The 14614-nt window shown below is 66.5% G+C and carries 15 protein-coding genes and 3 pseudogenes; 15 read left to right on the top strand and 3 right to left on the bottom strand.

Features of this window, described 5'->3' with window-relative positions:
* The first annotated feature begins 8 nt into the window (after positions 1 to 8).
* From MOQ72_RS21520 to MOQ72_RS45230, 8 genes and pseudogenes are all read left to right on the top strand, one after another.
* A complete protein-coding gene (locus tag MOQ72_RS21520) occupies positions 9 to 611 on the top strand; it encodes a VOC family protein (protein WP_242186016.1) in 603 nt (200 codons plus the stop codon).
* The gene (locus MOQ72_RS21515; RefSeq protein ID WP_242186014.1) at positions 608 to 1060 is read left to right on the top strand and encodes a nuclear transport factor 2 family protein; all 453 of its coding nucleotides are present in this window, start codon (positions 608 to 610) and stop codon (positions 1058 to 1060) included. The genes MOQ72_RS21520 and MOQ72_RS21515 overlap by 4 nt, the downstream gene beginning before the upstream one ends.
* Positions 1061 to 1063: 3 nt before the next feature.
* Positions 1064 to 1906: a fumarylacetoacetate hydrolase family protein gene (locus MOQ72_RS21510; protein ID WP_242186012.1), complete on the top strand. Its 843-nt coding sequence runs from the start codon at positions 1064 to 1066 to the stop codon at positions 1904 to 1906.
* Positions 1903 to 3519, top strand: a complete 1617-nt coding sequence (locus MOQ72_RS45240; protein ID WP_242186010.1) for a thiamine pyrophosphate-binding protein — start codon at positions 1903 to 1905, stop codon at positions 3517 to 3519. Before MOQ72_RS21510 ends, MOQ72_RS45240 begins: the two co-directional genes overlap by 4 nt.
* 231 nt (positions 3520 to 3750) lie before the next feature.
* Entirely contained in the window at positions 3751 to 3927 is a 177-nt protein-coding gene (locus tag MOQ72_RS21500) for a hypothetical protein (RefSeq protein ID WP_242186008.1), read from the top strand.
* 36 nt (positions 3928 to 3963) lie between these two features.
* A pseudogene (locus tag MOQ72_RS21495) lies at positions 3964 to 4080 on the top strand (SDR family NAD(P)-dependent oxidoreductase); the annotation flags it as partial.
* A 56-nt stretch (positions 4081 to 4136) separates the two neighbouring features.
* Entirely contained in the window at positions 4137 to 4217 is an 81-nt protein-coding gene (locus MOQ72_RS21490) for a hypothetical protein (protein ID WP_242186255.1), read from the top strand.
* A gap of 495 nt (positions 4218 to 4712) precedes the next feature.
* A pseudogene (locus tag MOQ72_RS45230) lies at positions 4713 to 5001 on the top strand (nitroreductase/quinone reductase family protein).
* Between the two features lie 621 nt (positions 5002 to 5622).
* On the opposite strand, the gene MOQ72_RS21480 reads toward MOQ72_RS45230, so the two are convergent.
* Positions 5623 to 6324 (bottom strand): type 1 glutamine amidotransferase domain-containing protein, encoded by a 702-nt coding sequence (locus MOQ72_RS21480; protein WP_242186006.1) that lies wholly within the window; start codon positions 6322 to 6324, stop codon positions 5623 to 5625.
* 249 nt (positions 6325 to 6573) lie between these two features.
* Between MOQ72_RS21480 and MOQ72_RS21475 the strand changes: the two genes are divergently transcribed.
* Positions 6574 to 7509, top strand: coding sequence for a helix-turn-helix transcriptional regulator (locus MOQ72_RS21475; RefSeq protein ID WP_242186003.1), 936 nt, complete (start codon positions 6574 to 6576; stop codon positions 7507 to 7509).
* Positions 7510 to 7963: 454 nt separating this feature from the next.
* Positions 7964 to 8170 (top strand): hypothetical protein, encoded by a 207-nt coding sequence (locus MOQ72_RS21470; protein ID WP_242186001.1) that lies wholly within the window; start codon positions 7964 to 7966, stop codon positions 8168 to 8170.
* Positions 8171 to 8741: 571 nt separating this feature from the next.
* Here the strand turns inward: MOQ72_RS21470 and MOQ72_RS21465 are convergent.
* Positions 8742 to 9077, bottom strand: coding sequence for an ArsR/SmtB family transcription factor (locus MOQ72_RS21465; RefSeq protein ID WP_242185998.1), 336 nt, complete (start codon positions 9075 to 9077; stop codon positions 8742 to 8744).
* A 175-nt stretch (positions 9078 to 9252) separates the two neighbouring features.
* On the opposite strand from MOQ72_RS21465, the gene MOQ72_RS21460 reads away from it, so the two are divergent.
* The 4 genes and pseudogenes from MOQ72_RS21460 to MOQ72_RS21445 all read left to right on the top strand — a co-directional run.
* Positions 9253 to 10503 carry an MFS transporter gene (locus MOQ72_RS21460; RefSeq protein WP_242185996.1) on the top strand — a complete coding sequence of 417 codons (1251 nt, stop codon included), beginning with the start codon at positions 9253 to 9255 and terminating at the stop codon, positions 10501 to 10503.
* Positions 10504 to 10570: 67 nt separating this feature from the next.
* A complete protein-coding gene (locus tag MOQ72_RS21455) occupies positions 10571 to 11011 on the top strand; it encodes a universal stress protein (protein WP_242185994.1) in 441 nt (146 codons plus the stop codon).
* A 14-nt stretch (positions 11012 to 11025) separates the two neighbouring features.
* Positions 11026 to 11424: a PPOX class F420-dependent oxidoreductase gene (locus tag MOQ72_RS21450; protein WP_242185991.1), complete on the top strand. Its 399-nt coding sequence runs from the start codon at positions 11026 to 11028 to the stop codon at positions 11422 to 11424.
* A gap of 343 nt (positions 11425 to 11767) precedes the next feature.
* Positions 11768 to 11917, top strand: a pseudogene (locus MOQ72_RS21445) (IS701 family transposase); the annotation flags it as partial.
* A 273-nt stretch (positions 11918 to 12190) separates the two neighbouring features.
* Here the strand turns inward: MOQ72_RS21445 and MOQ72_RS21440 are convergent.
* Positions 12191 to 12736, bottom strand: coding sequence for a TetR/AcrR family transcriptional regulator (locus MOQ72_RS21440; protein WP_242185989.1), 546 nt, complete (start codon positions 12734 to 12736; stop codon positions 12191 to 12193).
* A gap of 164 nt (positions 12737 to 12900) precedes the next feature.
* Between MOQ72_RS21440 and MOQ72_RS21435 the strand changes: the two genes are divergently transcribed.
* Positions 12901 to 13755, top strand: coding sequence for an SDR family NAD(P)-dependent oxidoreductase (locus tag MOQ72_RS21435; protein ID WP_242185988.1), 855 nt, complete (start codon positions 12901 to 12903; stop codon positions 13753 to 13755).
* Positions 13756 to 14614 lie beyond the last annotated feature (859 nt).

Genomic DNA, 14614 nt, shown 5'->3' with positions numbered 1-14614 from the left:
TTGCCATCATGGCTTCACCGGTGAAGTTGGCGCATGTCGTCCTGTGGACCCGGCAGGTCTCCCAAATGCGTGATTGGTATGTGCAGGTCCTTGACGCTCGCGTCGTCCATGAAAACCCGTCCGGCGCATTCCTCACCTATGACGACGAGCACCACCGGATCGCACTGGCCAATCCTGACGCCGCCGCGAAAATGGCCGCCGAACTGGCCGGCAAGTCGGAGGGGCTTGTCGGTGCGGGCGAGGCGACAACTTCGGACGCCTCGGCGGAGCACCTTTCCGGCCTGCCGCTGCACGGGTTGTCCCACATCGCGTTCACCTACCGCTCGCTCGAGGACCTGCTCGGGAACTATGAGCGATTGGGCGAGAACTCGATCCGCCCAACGATGACGATCAACCACGGGACGACGACGTCGATGTATTACGCCGACCCCGACGGCAATCAGATCGAACTCCAGGTGGACAACTTCGAGACGGCGGCAGAGGGCGTGGAATTCATGGAGTCCGATTCCTTCGCCAAGAATCCTGTCGGTGTCCCGTTCGATCCCGACTCGCTCCTCAAGCGGCTTCGCGCGGGCGAGAACGCCGCGGACTTGGTGGCGCCGACGTGGTGAACACGGCGAAGACCACCCGGCTGATCGGCGCGGAGCCGGACCCGGCCACGGCACAGGCGCGGATCGCCTGCCTGGAGGTCATCACGACATTCTTCCAACTGGTCGACGGCGGTCACGCCTCGCGCACCGTGGAGTTGCTCACCACCGACGCCGAAATGACGATCGGCGACGTCACGGTTAAGGGGGAAGAACTCGCAGCGGCCATGCGGAAACGAGAGACCGACGGAATTAGGCGTGTGCATTTTTCCGCCGAACCCTCGTTCCGTCTGCTCGGTCCCGACGAGGCCGAAACCGAGACCCTGCTGCAGTTGTTCCATCTGGGCGATGAACAGAAGCTCGGGCCCGCCGCCCGCGCGCTGACTCATCTGAAGGACCGGTTCGTGCGGGGTGGCGACGGCGTGTGGCGCCTTTCCCGCCGCGCGGTGACGATTCTCGCCGGGAGCGAATGACCGATGCGCCTGTACCGCACCCCGCGCGGCCTCGCTCGGGGTGAGGGGAACGAGTTGCTCCTGCTCGATCTCCCTCACCCCGACGTCGAGGCCCTGTTGACACACGACCTCAGTCTCGCCCGCACTGCCTCGGTACTTGAGCGGATTCCGACGGATTCGGCGGAATTGCTGGCGCCGGTGGCCGCCCCCGGCAAGGTAGTGATCGCTGGTGCGAATTACCTTGATCACCTCGCCGAAGCAGAGATGCCGACACCGTCATCGGTGGTGTTCATCACGGTCTCGGGTGAAATGGTGGTGGGCCCACGTTCGCCCATACTGCTACCGGCCGAAGCACCGGGGCATGTCGACTACGAGGCTGAACTTGCGATCGTGGTCGGCACACCGGGAAAAGGCATCCGTGCTGCGGACGCGTGGCGCCATGTCGCAGGGTTGACGATCGTCAATGACGTCTCGGCCCGCGACGTGCAGTTGGCGGGGATGACCGACGGCGCCATCAGCGACACCGGCGCGGTCGCTCGCGGGAAGACCTTTCCCACCTTCAAGCCACTGGGCCCGGCTGTGGTGACCGCCGAGGAATTCGAGCAACCACTCGATCTCGCGATCACCACGCGGGTCAACGGCGAACTACGGCAGAACGGCCGCACGAGCGAAATGCTTTTCTCGATACCCGAGATCATCGAGACCGTTTCCGCCTCGGTGCCTCTCGATGTCGGTGACGTGGTCCTGACCGGCACGCCCTCCGGGGTCGCCCTCGCTTCCGGTGCGTACCTGCGGCCGGAGGACATCGTCGACATCGAAATCGAGGGCATCGGCCACCTGCACAACACTGTGGAGGCCGCCCGGTGAAGGTACATGAGGCAGTGGCGAAAGCCTTGCGAGACAACGGTGTCGACACACTGTTCGGCGTCCTCGGTGACGCGAACATGCTGTACATCACCGATTTCATCCGCGAGCAAGGCGGTCGCTACCTCGGTGCCGTCGACGAGCGCGGTGCGGTGCTCATGGCGCAGGGGTACGCACGGATCGGCAACCGTACCGGTTCCGTCGCAATCACCCACGGCCCTGCGGTGACCAATGCACTGACCGCGATCGTGGAGGCGGCCCGATCACGCACGCCGCTGGTGATCCTCACCGGCGACACCCCGGCGGTCCGCGGGCACGTTCAGCACATCGACCTGCCTTCCCTCGTCGCACCCGCCGGCGCTCACTACCAACGGGTGCACAACCCCAACGACGTGTTCGACAGCGTCGCCATCGCCTTTCAGCACGCTGTGGCCAACCGAAATCCCGTGGTGCTCGACGTTCCCGCGGATCTGCTCACGGCCGACGTGACCGAGACTCGCACGGCGTTCGAGGCTCGATCCGCCCAGGCCGTGGCACCGGACGAGGACATACTCGACCGCGCACTCGGCGTGCTCGCCTCAGCACGGCGTCCGCTGGTACTGGCGGGACGAGGCGTGGCACTCGGCGGTGCGCGGGCAGAGATTCTCGCGCTCGCGGAAACCATCGGTGCGCCGGTAGCCACCACCCTGCTCGCACGCGACCTGTTCCGGGGCGATCCGTTCGACCTTGGCGTGATCGGCGGAGTGGCACATGAGCTCGCCGTGAACACCCTCGCCGACGCTGACTGCGTCATCGCCTTCGGTGCCAGCCTCAACCAGTTCACCACCGGCGGCGGAAGTGCCTTCGCGGGCAAGGCAGTGATCCAGGTCGACACCTACCCGCGGGCCTTCGGCGGATCCACACCGGTCGATGTCGCCGTGATTGGTGACGCCCGCAGCACGGCGACATCGATGACCGAGTTGCGCGCCGCGGACCACCAGCCGAGCGGATTCCGATCCCAGCGCCTAGCCAACGCTCTCGCGGATCACACCGCCGCTGCGGACTTTACCGACGCAGGCACCGAATCCACCGTCGACGTCCGGACGGCCATGATCCGGCTGGACGAACTTCTCCCGGCCCAGCGCGTCATGGTCACCGACGTCGGCCGATTCGTCCGCGCACCCTGGCGGTACCTGCACGTCGCCGACCCACGCGACTTCACCCACGCCGCCAGTTTCGGGTCGATCGGACTCGGCCTGGCCACCGCGGTCGGAGCCGCGGCCGTGCATCCAGACCGGACCACCGTCGCGGTCGCCGGCGACGGCGGCGCCATGATGGGACTGATCGAGTTCAGCACCGCCGTGCGATATCGACTCCCCCTGGTACTCGTCATCGTCAACGACGGCGCCTACGGCGCGGAATGGACCAAACTCCGCGAATTCGGAGCCGACCCGGCCCACTCCTTGATCGACTGGCCCAGCCTCGAAGAAGTCGGACGCGCGCTCGGCGGACACGCGATGACCGTCACCGACCTCGCCGACCTCGACCAACTGACGGGCCACCTCCAACGCGGCGAACTTCCGCTGCTGATCGACCTCAAAGTCGCCGCAGACGTCGACATCGGCCTACCCGCATAACGGAACTCGGTCGGCCACGGCGTTGACCGGCGAACTCACCGCATGCCAAGCACGAACGCGAAGATCGGAAACCCATGAACAAGGTCGTCGACACCGCACGGGTGCTGTCGGTCGTCCACGCCTAGAGGCGCTGCGGGCGGTCGCCGACGGCGGGAGGCGGCGGAGCCAGGCGTCTACTCCTGGACGATTGCTGCGGTTTGGAGGCGTTCTGCGTCTTGGCCGGGCCTGGACGTGACCCTCACCGAGGCCCAGCGCGCGGCGCTGGATGACGTGTCCTCTCCCACTCTGAACTTCCCGGTCGACAACAACAGGATGTTCGCGCCGATGATCCAGTTCGCCGGAGCCACTGTGGACGGCCGCCCATCGATGGTGCCCCCGCACCTGCAGGCCAGCAGCGCCCGCTACTGACCCCCGCACGCAGACACGAAAACGGAAAGGACAGACATGTCACCGCAATTCGCGGGCAAGACGGCCCTCGTCACCGGAGGCGGATCCGGTATCGGGCGGGCGACGGCCCTGGCACTGGCGGCCGAGGGCGCGCTGGTCACGGTGTCGGGTCGATCATCGCTGCCCACCTCCTGGGACGGATAGCCAACGCGAGTGAGATCGCCGACGCCGTGGTCTGGCTCTGCTCGGAGAAGGCGGGGTTCATCACGGGCGTGGCGCTGCCGATCGACGGCGGGTACTCGGTGCCGTAGCAGGCCGGATGGCGGGTGCGGCGCTCGTACGGGAACCAGTTGGCACCGTGCCGCTCCGGCTAGCCCGGGCGGGCACCGAGAACTCGCCCGCGGAACCCGAACGGTCGCATGTCGTTGAACGCCGCCATACGTGAGGCGGGCGGAGTGTTCAGCGTCCAGCCCGCCCCTGCCCCCGACTTCGCGGAGAACGACTTCACCGCGAAGTCGCCGACGCCGCGAGCTGTGCTCCCGACGGCATCCGAGACACATGAAAGCCATACCCGGCGCCCCTGGGCGGCCGGAACCCTACGACTGGCTCAAACAGCCCACACAAGAAGGTAAGGAACACATGGCTCTGAACGGCGAATACGAACCCAGTGCCCTGGACATTGCCCGGGACCAGGTTGCGCTCTTCGAGAGCAGCAACGGTACCGAGGGAAACACGATAGTCGGCCGTCCCGTGGTCGTCCTGACGATGCGGGGCAAAAGACGGGGAAGATACGCAAGACCCCTTTGATGCGCGTGGAGAACGCGGGGCGCTATGCGCTGGTCGCCTCTCAGGGCGGCGGCCCCGGCATCCGGCCTGGTACCACAACGTCATGAGCAATCCGCGGGTGGAGCTTCAGGACGGGGCCAAGCGGCGGGAGTACATCGATCACGAGGCAGCGGGACAAGAGCGGGAAGATGGTGGAAGCGTGCGGTCGAGGCATTTCCCGACTACGCGGAATACCAGCGCAACACGGAACGGATCATACCGGTCCTTGTTCTGGAACCCGTGACGCACCAACCGTCCAGGAGCCGTTGATACGGGTCGGCACGCTGGAATCACTTGCCTCCGCAGGGGCCATCACCTCTCAAGGGTGCGAATATGCGCGCCACCGTGGCCTATGGGGTAACGCCGTCGCCTCCGTTCGGGCTGGTGGTCCTTCCGGATCCCCGGTCCGCCGCCGGACAGATATACGCATCAGATGGCGGCGCGCCGCCGCCAATCCAGCCGATCTGCACATGATCGACGGCTTCGGCGGCAGAGCCGAGGGAACCCGGCTTCGGCGCGAGCGGTCCGTGCTGTGCTCGATTCGCCTGAAGACGGCGCGGCATCCTCGGCCTGAGAAGCTGAGAAGCTGTTGTGCACTCCTGTGCACTCCCTGTGGGCCTGAGGTGCCCGGCCCCGCCGTCTCCGGCGCGCTCGTCAGTCGCCCGCGCTCCGCACCGGCTCCCTCGTCCGCTCGCCTTGGATCCGACAGCACCAGGCACCTCAGCCTGATCCCTCCGAAGTGGCACAGCAGCTTCCGGAGTGCGACGCCTCGGCATCCCACTCCGGAAACGACCGGTGAGGGCATCTGGTGGGCGCCGTGGAACAGCAGCGGCGCGACCTGCCGGACGGTCCCGTCCTGTGTCGGCCGGGACCGCCTTTGGGTGTGAGTGGTCAGGAAGCGTTGAGTGTGGTGATGACCTTCTCGGCGAGGGGCCTGCTGGAGTTGGGGTTCTGTCCCGAGATGAGGTTGCCGTCGACGACGACGTTGGATTCCCACGCGTTCGCGGCGGAGCGGACCACGGCGCCACGAGCCCGCAGGACGCTCTCCACCAGCCATGGGGCGTGGTCGGCGGTGCCGTTGAGGCGTTCCTCCTCGTTGGTGAAGACGGTCAGGTTCCTGCCCTGGAAGAGCCAGCCACCGCCAGGTCGATTCGCTGTCAGCAGTGCGGCGGGGCCGTGGCACAACGGCGCGATGATCTTTCCTGCGGCGTCGAACTCGGTGAGGATGCGACCGAGGTCGGGGTCGTGGGCCAGATCCTCCATGGGGCCGTGGCCGCCGGGGATGAACACGGCGTCGTAATCCGCAGTGTCGACATCGGACAGCGTCCGGGGAGCGGCCAGTTCCCCGGCGTACTTGTCGATGTACGCCGCGTACTCAGGTGCCTCGGGGCCGGCGACCTCGGGGCGAAGACTCATGGGGTCGGGAGTCGGCTGGCCTCCCACGGGAGCGGCGATGTCGACGGTGAAACCGGCCTCCGTCAGCAGACGGTGCGGTACGGCGAACTCCTCCGCCCAGTACCCGCTCGGGTCTTTCGTGCCGTCCGCACCGGTCCACAGATCGGCGCCCGACAGCACCATCAGAATCCTGGTCATACCAATCTCCCACTTTGTGAAAAGAGCACAGGCCGGCTCACCATGGGACACCTGCACTCCCTGCTCGAGCCGGGAACGGCCCGCCCCGGATCTGCCCCGGAAGCAATGGCCCTTCCTTCATCACTTCACCACCGTCTCGACCGCCGTAGAGCCCGATGGCTGGCCCTTAACTGCGAGGGAATCCGATGCCTAGGACGCAGAGTCCCACTCTCACCGAAATGAACTATCCGCCCGAGGCAGAATGGGCTCATGCCGTACAACGCCGATCTCAGTGACTTCCTGCGCAGTCGGCGCGCCCGGATCGACCCTGAGTCGGTCGGTCTGCCCGAGCGTGGCGCCTACCGCCGCGTACCGGGACTGCGTCGCGAAGAGGTGGCGCAGCTCGCCGGAGTGTCCACCGACTACTACACGCGTTTGGAGCAGGGTCGGCAGATCACTCCTTCCGGCAGTGTGCTGGACGCGATCGCTTCAGCGCTCCAGCTGGACACGTCGGAACGGTCGCACCTGTTCGACCTCACCCGCGACAGGACTGCCGCGGCGCGGCGCCAGGCACCCGCGGTGCAGAAGGTGCGTCCGGGGCTTCGGCGGCTGCTGGACTCCTACACCGATCACGCGGCGTTCATCCTGGGGCTGCGTACCGACGTACTGGCGACCAACCACCTGTGCAGGGTGCTCATCGCGGACTTCGACGCCATGCCCCGCCGGGAGCGGAACCTGACCCGGTGGATGATCCTCGACGAGGCCGCCCGCGAACTCAACACCGACTGGGAACGCATCGCCGCCGAGGCGACCGCCATGCTGCGTCTCGACGCCGGGCGCTACCCGGACGACACTCGTACGGCCGAGTTAGTGGGCGAACTGACGATGAAGAGCGAGTCGTTCCGCCGCTGGTGGGCCGATCACAAGGTGCTGGTACGCACCTTCGGACAGAAAAGGCTCCGGCACCCGCAGGTCGGTGACCTGACCATCGACTACCAGGCATTCACGATGCCCGGCCAGGACGACCAGACTCTTTTCGTCTACCTCCCGGCACAGGACCGACAGTCTCAGGAAGCCTGGAGACTCCTCGCGAGTTGGAACGCCGATCCCTCTGCTGCCGAACACAGGAATCGCTCTGGATGGGGCACAGGGTCCGCCTCACCGGGACCCACGACGCCGGTACCCAACCAGCACCGAACAATCTGATCAAGGTGTGGAAGCTGAGCCGAACCGGCGGCCACGTCGGACGAGCAGTCGATCGCGATGCCGGTCTACCAGCCCAGCAACGGACCCTTACTCGATCGTCTTCGTCGACGTCATCGCGAACTCCGCCTGGCCCCGCCGCGCGCTTCCCCCCTTATCCCAGGCTCTGGCCAGCAAAGGAGAAAACCGTCATATCCGTGATCAGCAGCCCGCTGCCCGGAAGCCGACCGAAACGACTGACCCCCAACCCGCTAGCCACGCCAACTACTGCGATTGCCCCACGGCGAGTCGCTTCCGATAACGTGGCAACTAACCACTACGGGCGTCCGCGTCGCCGGGTGGACCCAGTACGAAGGATAAGGGAGTGCTTTCTAGCACGCGGCAGAAGCGGAACGCGATGAACTCTGACAACCGCACGGTAAGCAACACGGTGACTCCTAACGCCAAACCTCTCCCTGTGGCTGCCTCCATCGTGGCCGGGGCGGGGGTCCTGCTCCTGGCAGTCGCAGTCATACGGCTGACTGTTTTCCACACCCCGGGTGCGGGGGCCGACATCGGTGCTGGCATGGCTGGCGCGCTCGGAGTCCTCTTGCTCCTCATCGGAGCCGGGCTGGGCCTCGGAACGTACGTGACCCACCGGCGTGGCAAGAACCAGGCCCGCTGACCGTCACGCCCTAACAGCTGGACCCCGATCAGCTGGTGGTCTCTCCTCGGGAAGTACCAGATCAACGAAATCGGCGGTTCATCGGGTCAGCCCCAACGGCACCGGGGGCTGTGGGACCGCCTTCTGCTCAGCGCCCCAGAGAAGGCGATCGTCACGAAGATCAGTAAGGCGACGGTGGCAGCCAAGGTGAGGCCGAGCAGCCGTCGGTTGGTTTGGAGCCACCTACGCTAAGCGGCTTTATCGAGCGCTATCCCTGACGGATTGCACTCCAGGGCGCCCTGGCCGACCCGATGGACCTGTCCCTGATGGCCAAGCGTGCGCACCGGAGAGTGTATGGTCCCGCTCCCCGCTTCATCCGCCTCCAGCTCGACGATGTCCTCAGCATCGCCCCGCCGCCGGATGGGCACGCGACACCGAGGCGGTGTCCGCACCGGTGGAGCTTTGCCCTGGTCATCGGTCGCTTGCGCAACCGCATCGAGGACACCGCCACCGCCGCTGGTCGGCTAGGGCTGTTCATCACCGTCACCGCTGACCTGGAAAAGCAGCACTCGATGTTCCAGGCCGAGAACTCCTAGTCCCGGCTTGCCGCAGCCGCAGGCCGCCAGTCGGCGATCAGATCCAGCAGCCCGGGGAAGCGGTCCTCAAGATCCTCGATGCGGACGTGACTGCGCCGCTCCAGCCCGTACTGGCGCTGCCTGATCAGCCCGGCTTCCCGCAGTGCGCGGAAGTGATGCGTCAGCGACGACTTCGGCCGATCGAGACCGAACCAGCCGCAGGTGTGATCGAATGCCTCGGCCTTCAGCAGCAGCGTCTGCACGATTCCCATGCGCAGCGGATCGCTCAGCGCTCCCATCACCACTTCCAGTCGCAGATCCTGCGAAGCCGGCTCCGGCAGCGGTTCCGGCAACGGGACAGGAGGCGCGAAGGGGCCAGCGTAACGACCGGCCGTAATCGCGGAGACCATCTGCACCACCTCGAGGGGCGTCTCACATCGGTACGACTTGAATCGTACAGCCTTTTATGTTCGACTCTAGTCGTACTGACGGTTCGATTTTTCTCGTACAGCAGTGTCAGGAGTATCCGTGCGCACCAAGCGCCTCACCCGCACACCCGCACCGCCTGGGCAGCAGCCGCCCGGCGCACGCGGTCCCCTTCCCACCGCCGCGCCCCGGCGCGCCGTGTGGCTGGCCGCCTGGCCCGTGACGGCCGTGTTCATCCTGTCCAACACCGCCACCCCCCTGTACGTGCTGTGGCAGGACGAGCTCGGCTTCTCGTCGGGCACCCTGACGGTCATCTTCGCCTTCTACATCGTCGGGCTCCTGGCCGCGCTGCTCGTCGCGGGCGTGACGTCGGATCGCATCGGCCGCAAACCGGTTTTGCTGCCCGCTCTCGCGCTGGGAGTGATGGCGAGTGTGCTGTTCGCCACCGCAGGTTCCGTCACGGCCCTGGCCATCGCCCGGCTGCTCAGCGGCATCGCCGTCGGCTCGATCGTCTCCGCCGGCATGGCAGCCGTCACCGACGTTGCGGGCCCCGCACGCAAGAGACTCGCGGCCCTGCTGGCCTCGGCCGCCATGGTGCTCGGCGCCGGTTTCGGCCCGCTCCTGGCCGGAGTGCTCTCCCAGACCCTGCCCGGCCCCACGGTCGCGGTGTTCTTCGTGGAGATTGTCCTGCTGGCCCTGGCCATGCTGGTGGTGTGGCGCATGCCACTGACCCGCCCTGGCGCCCCGAGCAGTGGTTCGTGGATCCGTGTGCCCTCGGTTCCCGGGGCGCAGCGCACCCAGCTCATGATGGGTATCGCCGTCTTCGGTCCCGGCATCACCTCCACCTCGTTCGTGCTCTCTCTCGGTCCATCGCTGCTGGCCGACGTCCTCGACACCTCCAGCCGCGTGGTGGCAGGCGCCACCGCCTTCGTCATGTTCACCGCTGCCACCGCCGTCCAGTTCGCCGTGCAGCGGCTGCGCGTACGCACCATCCTGCTCATCGGAGCCGCCTCCATCGTGGCGGGCATGGCCTTCCTGGTGACAGCCGTGTCGATCTCCTCGGCCCCGCTCCTGGCCGTCTCCGCAGTCCTGGCTGGTGCGGGCCAGGGCCTCGGTCAGCTGGGCGGCCTGACCCTCATCAGCTCAAGCGTCCCCGCCGAGCGACTGGCGGAAGCCAACGCCGCGATGAACGTCGGGGGATACGTGCCCGCCGGGCTGCTGCCCGTCGTCACCGGCTTCCTCAGCGACGCCGTCGGCCTGTCCGCAGCCACCACCGCCTTCACCTCCACCTTGGCCGTAGCAGCCGCGCTCGGCGCCCTTTATGTGGCAACCCGCCTCCACAGCACCATCTGACCGGCACGCCTCGCGCAGCCGGCGAGCGCCCCGCACCCCAGAACGCAGCCCAATACGGAGAACAGCCATGTACAAGAACATCCTGGTGGCCGTCGACGGCACACCGGTCACCGACACGGTCGTGGACACAGTGATGTCCCTGGCCAAAGTCACCCTTGCGACGGTGCACGCCCTGCACATCAAACCGTCCGACTTCCTCTACGGCCCCGTTCCCGCCGTCGTCGACCTCGAAGACGACCAGCAGGCCCAGGACGTTGTCGACGCAGCCCTCGCCCGCCTGCGCCGGGCCGGTATCACCGCAGAGGGAGAGGTACTTCCCGGTCAGCAGCAGCTTCGGGCCGACGCCATACTGCAATACGCCCACCGGCTGGGCTGTGACCTCATCGTTCTCGGCCCCGGCCACCACGCCGGCCTGGGGGCGGTTCTGCACGACAGCGTCAGCCGGGCCGTCGTCGCTCGCACCCCCGTCTCCGTTCTCCTCGTCCACGCCGGCACGGCCACCGCCTGACGAAAGGCAGCATCATGTCCCTGTCCGAACACGCCAGAAAGCTCCTCGACGGTGGCAACATCCTCACCGTCGCCACCGTCAACCCCGACGGCTCCCCGCAGACCACCGCCGTGTGGTGCCGCACAGACGGCGACGACGTGGTGTTCTCCACAATCGAAGGACGCCGCAAGCACCGCAACTTCCAGCGTGACCCGCGTGTCAGCGTCAGTGTCTTCGATCCCGCCTCACCCTTTGACCGGGTGGAGATCCGCGGACACGTCACGATCACCGACGACCCCGACGGCGCCCTCATCGACGAACTGTCCCACCGGTACGCGGGCCAGCCCTGGCACGAGCCGGACCCGTCCGCGAAGCGTGTTGTCGTGCGAGTCATCGCCGACAAGGTGGTGGAGCGGCGCGCCACCCCGTCGTGACCTGCGCCCGCCTGACAGCCGTCCAGCAGGCCTGGTCATCCACGACCCTCTGGATCACGATGCGGCCGGTGCCCACTGGTCCGGAGTCGGCCCCAGGGCCTTGACGACACCGTCGAGGATGTCGCTCAGGATGTCCGCGCAGCGGGCTGCCCTCGGACCAGTCGGGATAACCCAGATCGGCACGGTCCACCGCCTCGCGCAGCGCCTCGGCGACGACCGGAGGGACGGGGTAGTCCATGTCCGCGACCCAGGCGGGCAGGACGTCAGCCTCTACGCCGTGCCACTTCACCCCGGTGCGGGCGCGCAGCCACCGACGGTCGAGGTCGTCGAACCCGGGGCCGCCAAGAACGAAACCGGACTCGATCACTACCAGGTTCGCGACTACACCGCCTGGTATCGACACATCACCCTGTCCATGACCGCCGCCGCGTTCCTGCTTCTCCTCCGGCAAGACGCGGAAAAGGGGGATCACCTACCGGCGATCAGCACCTGATTCCGTAAACACTCAACGAAATCCGCCGACTGTTCAACCGCATCACCCGCCCCATCCAACACACCCTCGACCACATCCTGCACTGGTCGAGATGGCAACGAACCAGCCAGACACGAGCCCGAACCAGCCACTACCACCGACGAAGAGATCACAACCTGTCGTTGCAGTACTAAAGCGCCGCTGAACGCGGGCAGCAACGGCAGGCCTGCGACCACGATGGCTAACGCCCTGATCGCCGCGATTCCTTGAGGCCAGCTCGCTCGACCAGGAGCGTCAGGGTTTGCCGAGGCCGTTGAGGAACGTGTCGACGACGAGGTCCGCTGCCTGTGGGGGCTCCATTTCGGGAAATTGGTGAGCCATGCTGTACACCAGTTGATCGAGGACCGCCCTCGCCCACGGTAGGGGTATGTCCGGGCGTAGGTAGCCCTCGTCGGCTGCGCGGTGGAGGAAGTCGTCCAGTCGCCGACTCTCCTTCTGGAGTCGGCTGTTCGCGATGGGGTCTTCCTGCATCATGCGGCGCGTGTCGACAGGCCACTCACGGCTGACGGAGATGCTCCCTTCCACGTAGCGGTGCAGTGCCACTGCCACTGGCGCCTCCCTGAGCCGGGCCTCGTCGAGGACTCGCGCGGAGGAGTCGAGTTTTGCCTGGAAAACGGCACTGAGCAGGGCTTCGCGAGTGGCGAAGCGGCGATGAACGGTGGTCCGGTCCACCCCCGCCTCGCTGGCGATGGCCGCGATCGAGGTACTCGGGTCTTCGGCCAGCAGTCGGGCTCCGGTGCGCAGGACCGCGGTGATGTTGCGGGCGGCGTCAGCTCTCATGACGCAAACGATTCTACCAGCGAGCCGCACGTAGATCGTCATTTACATCACATGGATGGCGACAGGAAAGATTTTTGCTACACTTCTGTCGTGTTTGGACGACAAGCTTCTACACCGAGCGCCCGGCTTGAGGGCACTCATGAGGAGAAAGAGGAGGGTGCGTCATGGCACGGACATGGCTGATCACTGGTGGTTCTCAGGGCCTCGGGAGAGCCATGGTGGTTGCGGCGCTGGGGGCTGGCGATCAGGTCGTGGCGACCTCCCGCCGACCAGAGGCGTTGGCGGATGTGGCGCAGGCACATGCCGAGCGGTTTCAAGCCGTGACACTGGACGTCACGTCGCCATCGGATGCCCGTGACGTGGTGACGGCGGCGGTCGATCGGTTCGGTTCCCTCGATGTGGTGGTCAACAACGCTGGCTATGCCACCAGCAGCTCGATCGAGGATTTCCCGGAGGACGACTTCCGTGCGCAGGTCGAGGCGAACCTGTTCGGGGTGATCAACGTGACGCGGGCGGCGCTGCCCGTCCTGCATCGTCAGCGTTCCGGTCACTTCGTGCAGATCTCGTCCATCGGCGGCCGTGCGGGAGGCACCCCTGGGCTCAGCGCCTACCAGACCGCGAAATACGGAGTCGAGGGCTTCTCCCAGGTCCTGGCGAGCGAGGTGGCACCGCTGGGCATCAAGGTGACCATCGTGGAGCCGGGCGGCATCCGCACCGGCTGGGCTGCCGGGGCCGGGAAGCCGTCTGGCCAGGTCACAGCCGACTACGAGCAGACTGTGGGAGCGTGGGTGGAGCGCTTCGCGGCCTACAGCGGCAACGAGCCCGGCGACCCCGCACGTATGGCCAAGGCGATCATCGACGTCGTCGACGCGCAGGAACCCCCGCAGCGGCTTCTCCTCGGCAGCGACGCTCTGAAAATCGCCCTGAGCGCCGAGGAAGCGGGGATCGCTGAGGTCCACAAGTGGGCCGAGGTCAGCCGGTCCACCGACGCCCCGGACGCGTCGTCAGCCAGCCTGTGACGACCAGCCGTTGCTGAACCCCGCGCCGGAGGGCTTGAGCCCTGACCTCGGCGCGGGGTCACGCTCGGGGGCCTGCCTCCTCGAAGCGGACGGAGCAACCCCGAAAAACACCGCTGGCGTAGCGGGAATGACAAAGACTTCTTGATCACTGGAGCGGCAGCGGCCTGGGCAGGCATCTGGTCGCCACTGCTCTGATCGAGGTCTGCGAACCCGCCTGACCGCGAATCAGATATTCGCTCAATCCGTTGAGGACGGCTAGGCAAGCGTCATCGTCTCGCGTGGTCGTCGCGCATCGCGCGGGCGAGAGCGCGCAGTCATCTCGGGCCGGATCGATCCGATGCCGTCGTCGAGGATCTCCGCGAGGCGTTGGGAGTAAACGCAGCTCCCGCATGTTTGTGGCCAGATCATGCCCCAGCACGAAACACCGGACTTTCGGCAGATTCGGTCGTTCGTCGGCGAAAGATCCTGGTCCTGGTTTCGGTCGCTCCCGATCATGAGGTCAGTCGGGACGACCGAGGGCGTCGGGGCCAGTTGGGTCGTTGTCTGTCTCGGTCCAGCCATTCTGTCTGGCACGAGCGCTGGCGCCCGCCGCGTCATCGGCGCAGCCACCCGACCATGTTGACGAGGCCGAAGAACTTCTCGTTCCGCGGCTGCATCCGGAGGCCCATGGTGCCCCCGATGGCACCGTCGTACGCGGCGCCGCCGCTTCGCAAGGAGATTGTCGGTCCACACCGGACGATCAAGAGCAAGGAGATGGCCCTCTCCTTGCCTGTTTCAACTTAGAGGCTCCGGCGGTAGGCGGGGTTGCTGATCTTGGCGTGGGTGGTGGAGTAGGACGGGCATGGCCGTGAGTGATCAT

Origin of the sequence: Saccharopolyspora soli (genome assembly GCF_022678645.1) — a bacterium.
Classification (GTDB): domain Bacteria; phylum Actinomycetota; class Actinomycetes; order Mycobacteriales; family Pseudonocardiaceae; genus Saccharopolyspora; species Saccharopolyspora soli.
This window is presented reverse-complemented; position numbering and strand designations above follow the sequence as displayed.

Excerpts from the sequence above, each read along its gene's own strand:
- MOQ72_RS21475 (WP_242186003.1), top strand. The coding sequence starts at position 6,574 with ATGCCGTACAACGCCGATCTCAGTGACTTCCTGCGCAGTCGGCGCGCC.
- MOQ72_RS21450 (WP_242185991.1), top strand. The coding sequence starts at position 11,026 with ATGTCCCTGTCCGAACACGCCAGAAAGCTCCTCGACGGTGGCAACATC.
- MOQ72_RS21435 (WP_242185988.1), top strand. The coding sequence starts at position 12,901 with ATGGCACGGACATGGCTGATCACTGGTGGTTCTCAGGGCCTCGGGAGA.
- MOQ72_RS21520 (WP_242186016.1), top strand. The coding sequence starts at position 9 with ATGGCTTCACCGGTGAAGTTGGCGCATGTCGTCCTGTGGACCCGGCAG.
- MOQ72_RS21480 (WP_242186006.1), bottom strand. The coding sequence starts at position 6,324 with ATGACCAGGATTCTGATGGTGCTGTCGGGCGCCGATCTGTGGACCGGT.
- MOQ72_RS21455 (WP_242185994.1), top strand. The coding sequence starts at position 10,571 with ATGTACAAGAACATCCTGGTGGCCGTCGACGGCACACCGGTCACCGAC.
- MOQ72_RS21440 (WP_242185989.1), bottom strand. The coding sequence starts at position 12,736 with ATGAGAGCTGACGCCGCCCGCAACATCACCGCGGTCCTGCGCACCGGA.
- MOQ72_RS21510 (WP_242186012.1), top strand. The coding sequence starts at position 1,064 with ATGCGCCTGTACCGCACCCCGCGCGGCCTCGCTCGGGGTGAGGGGAAC.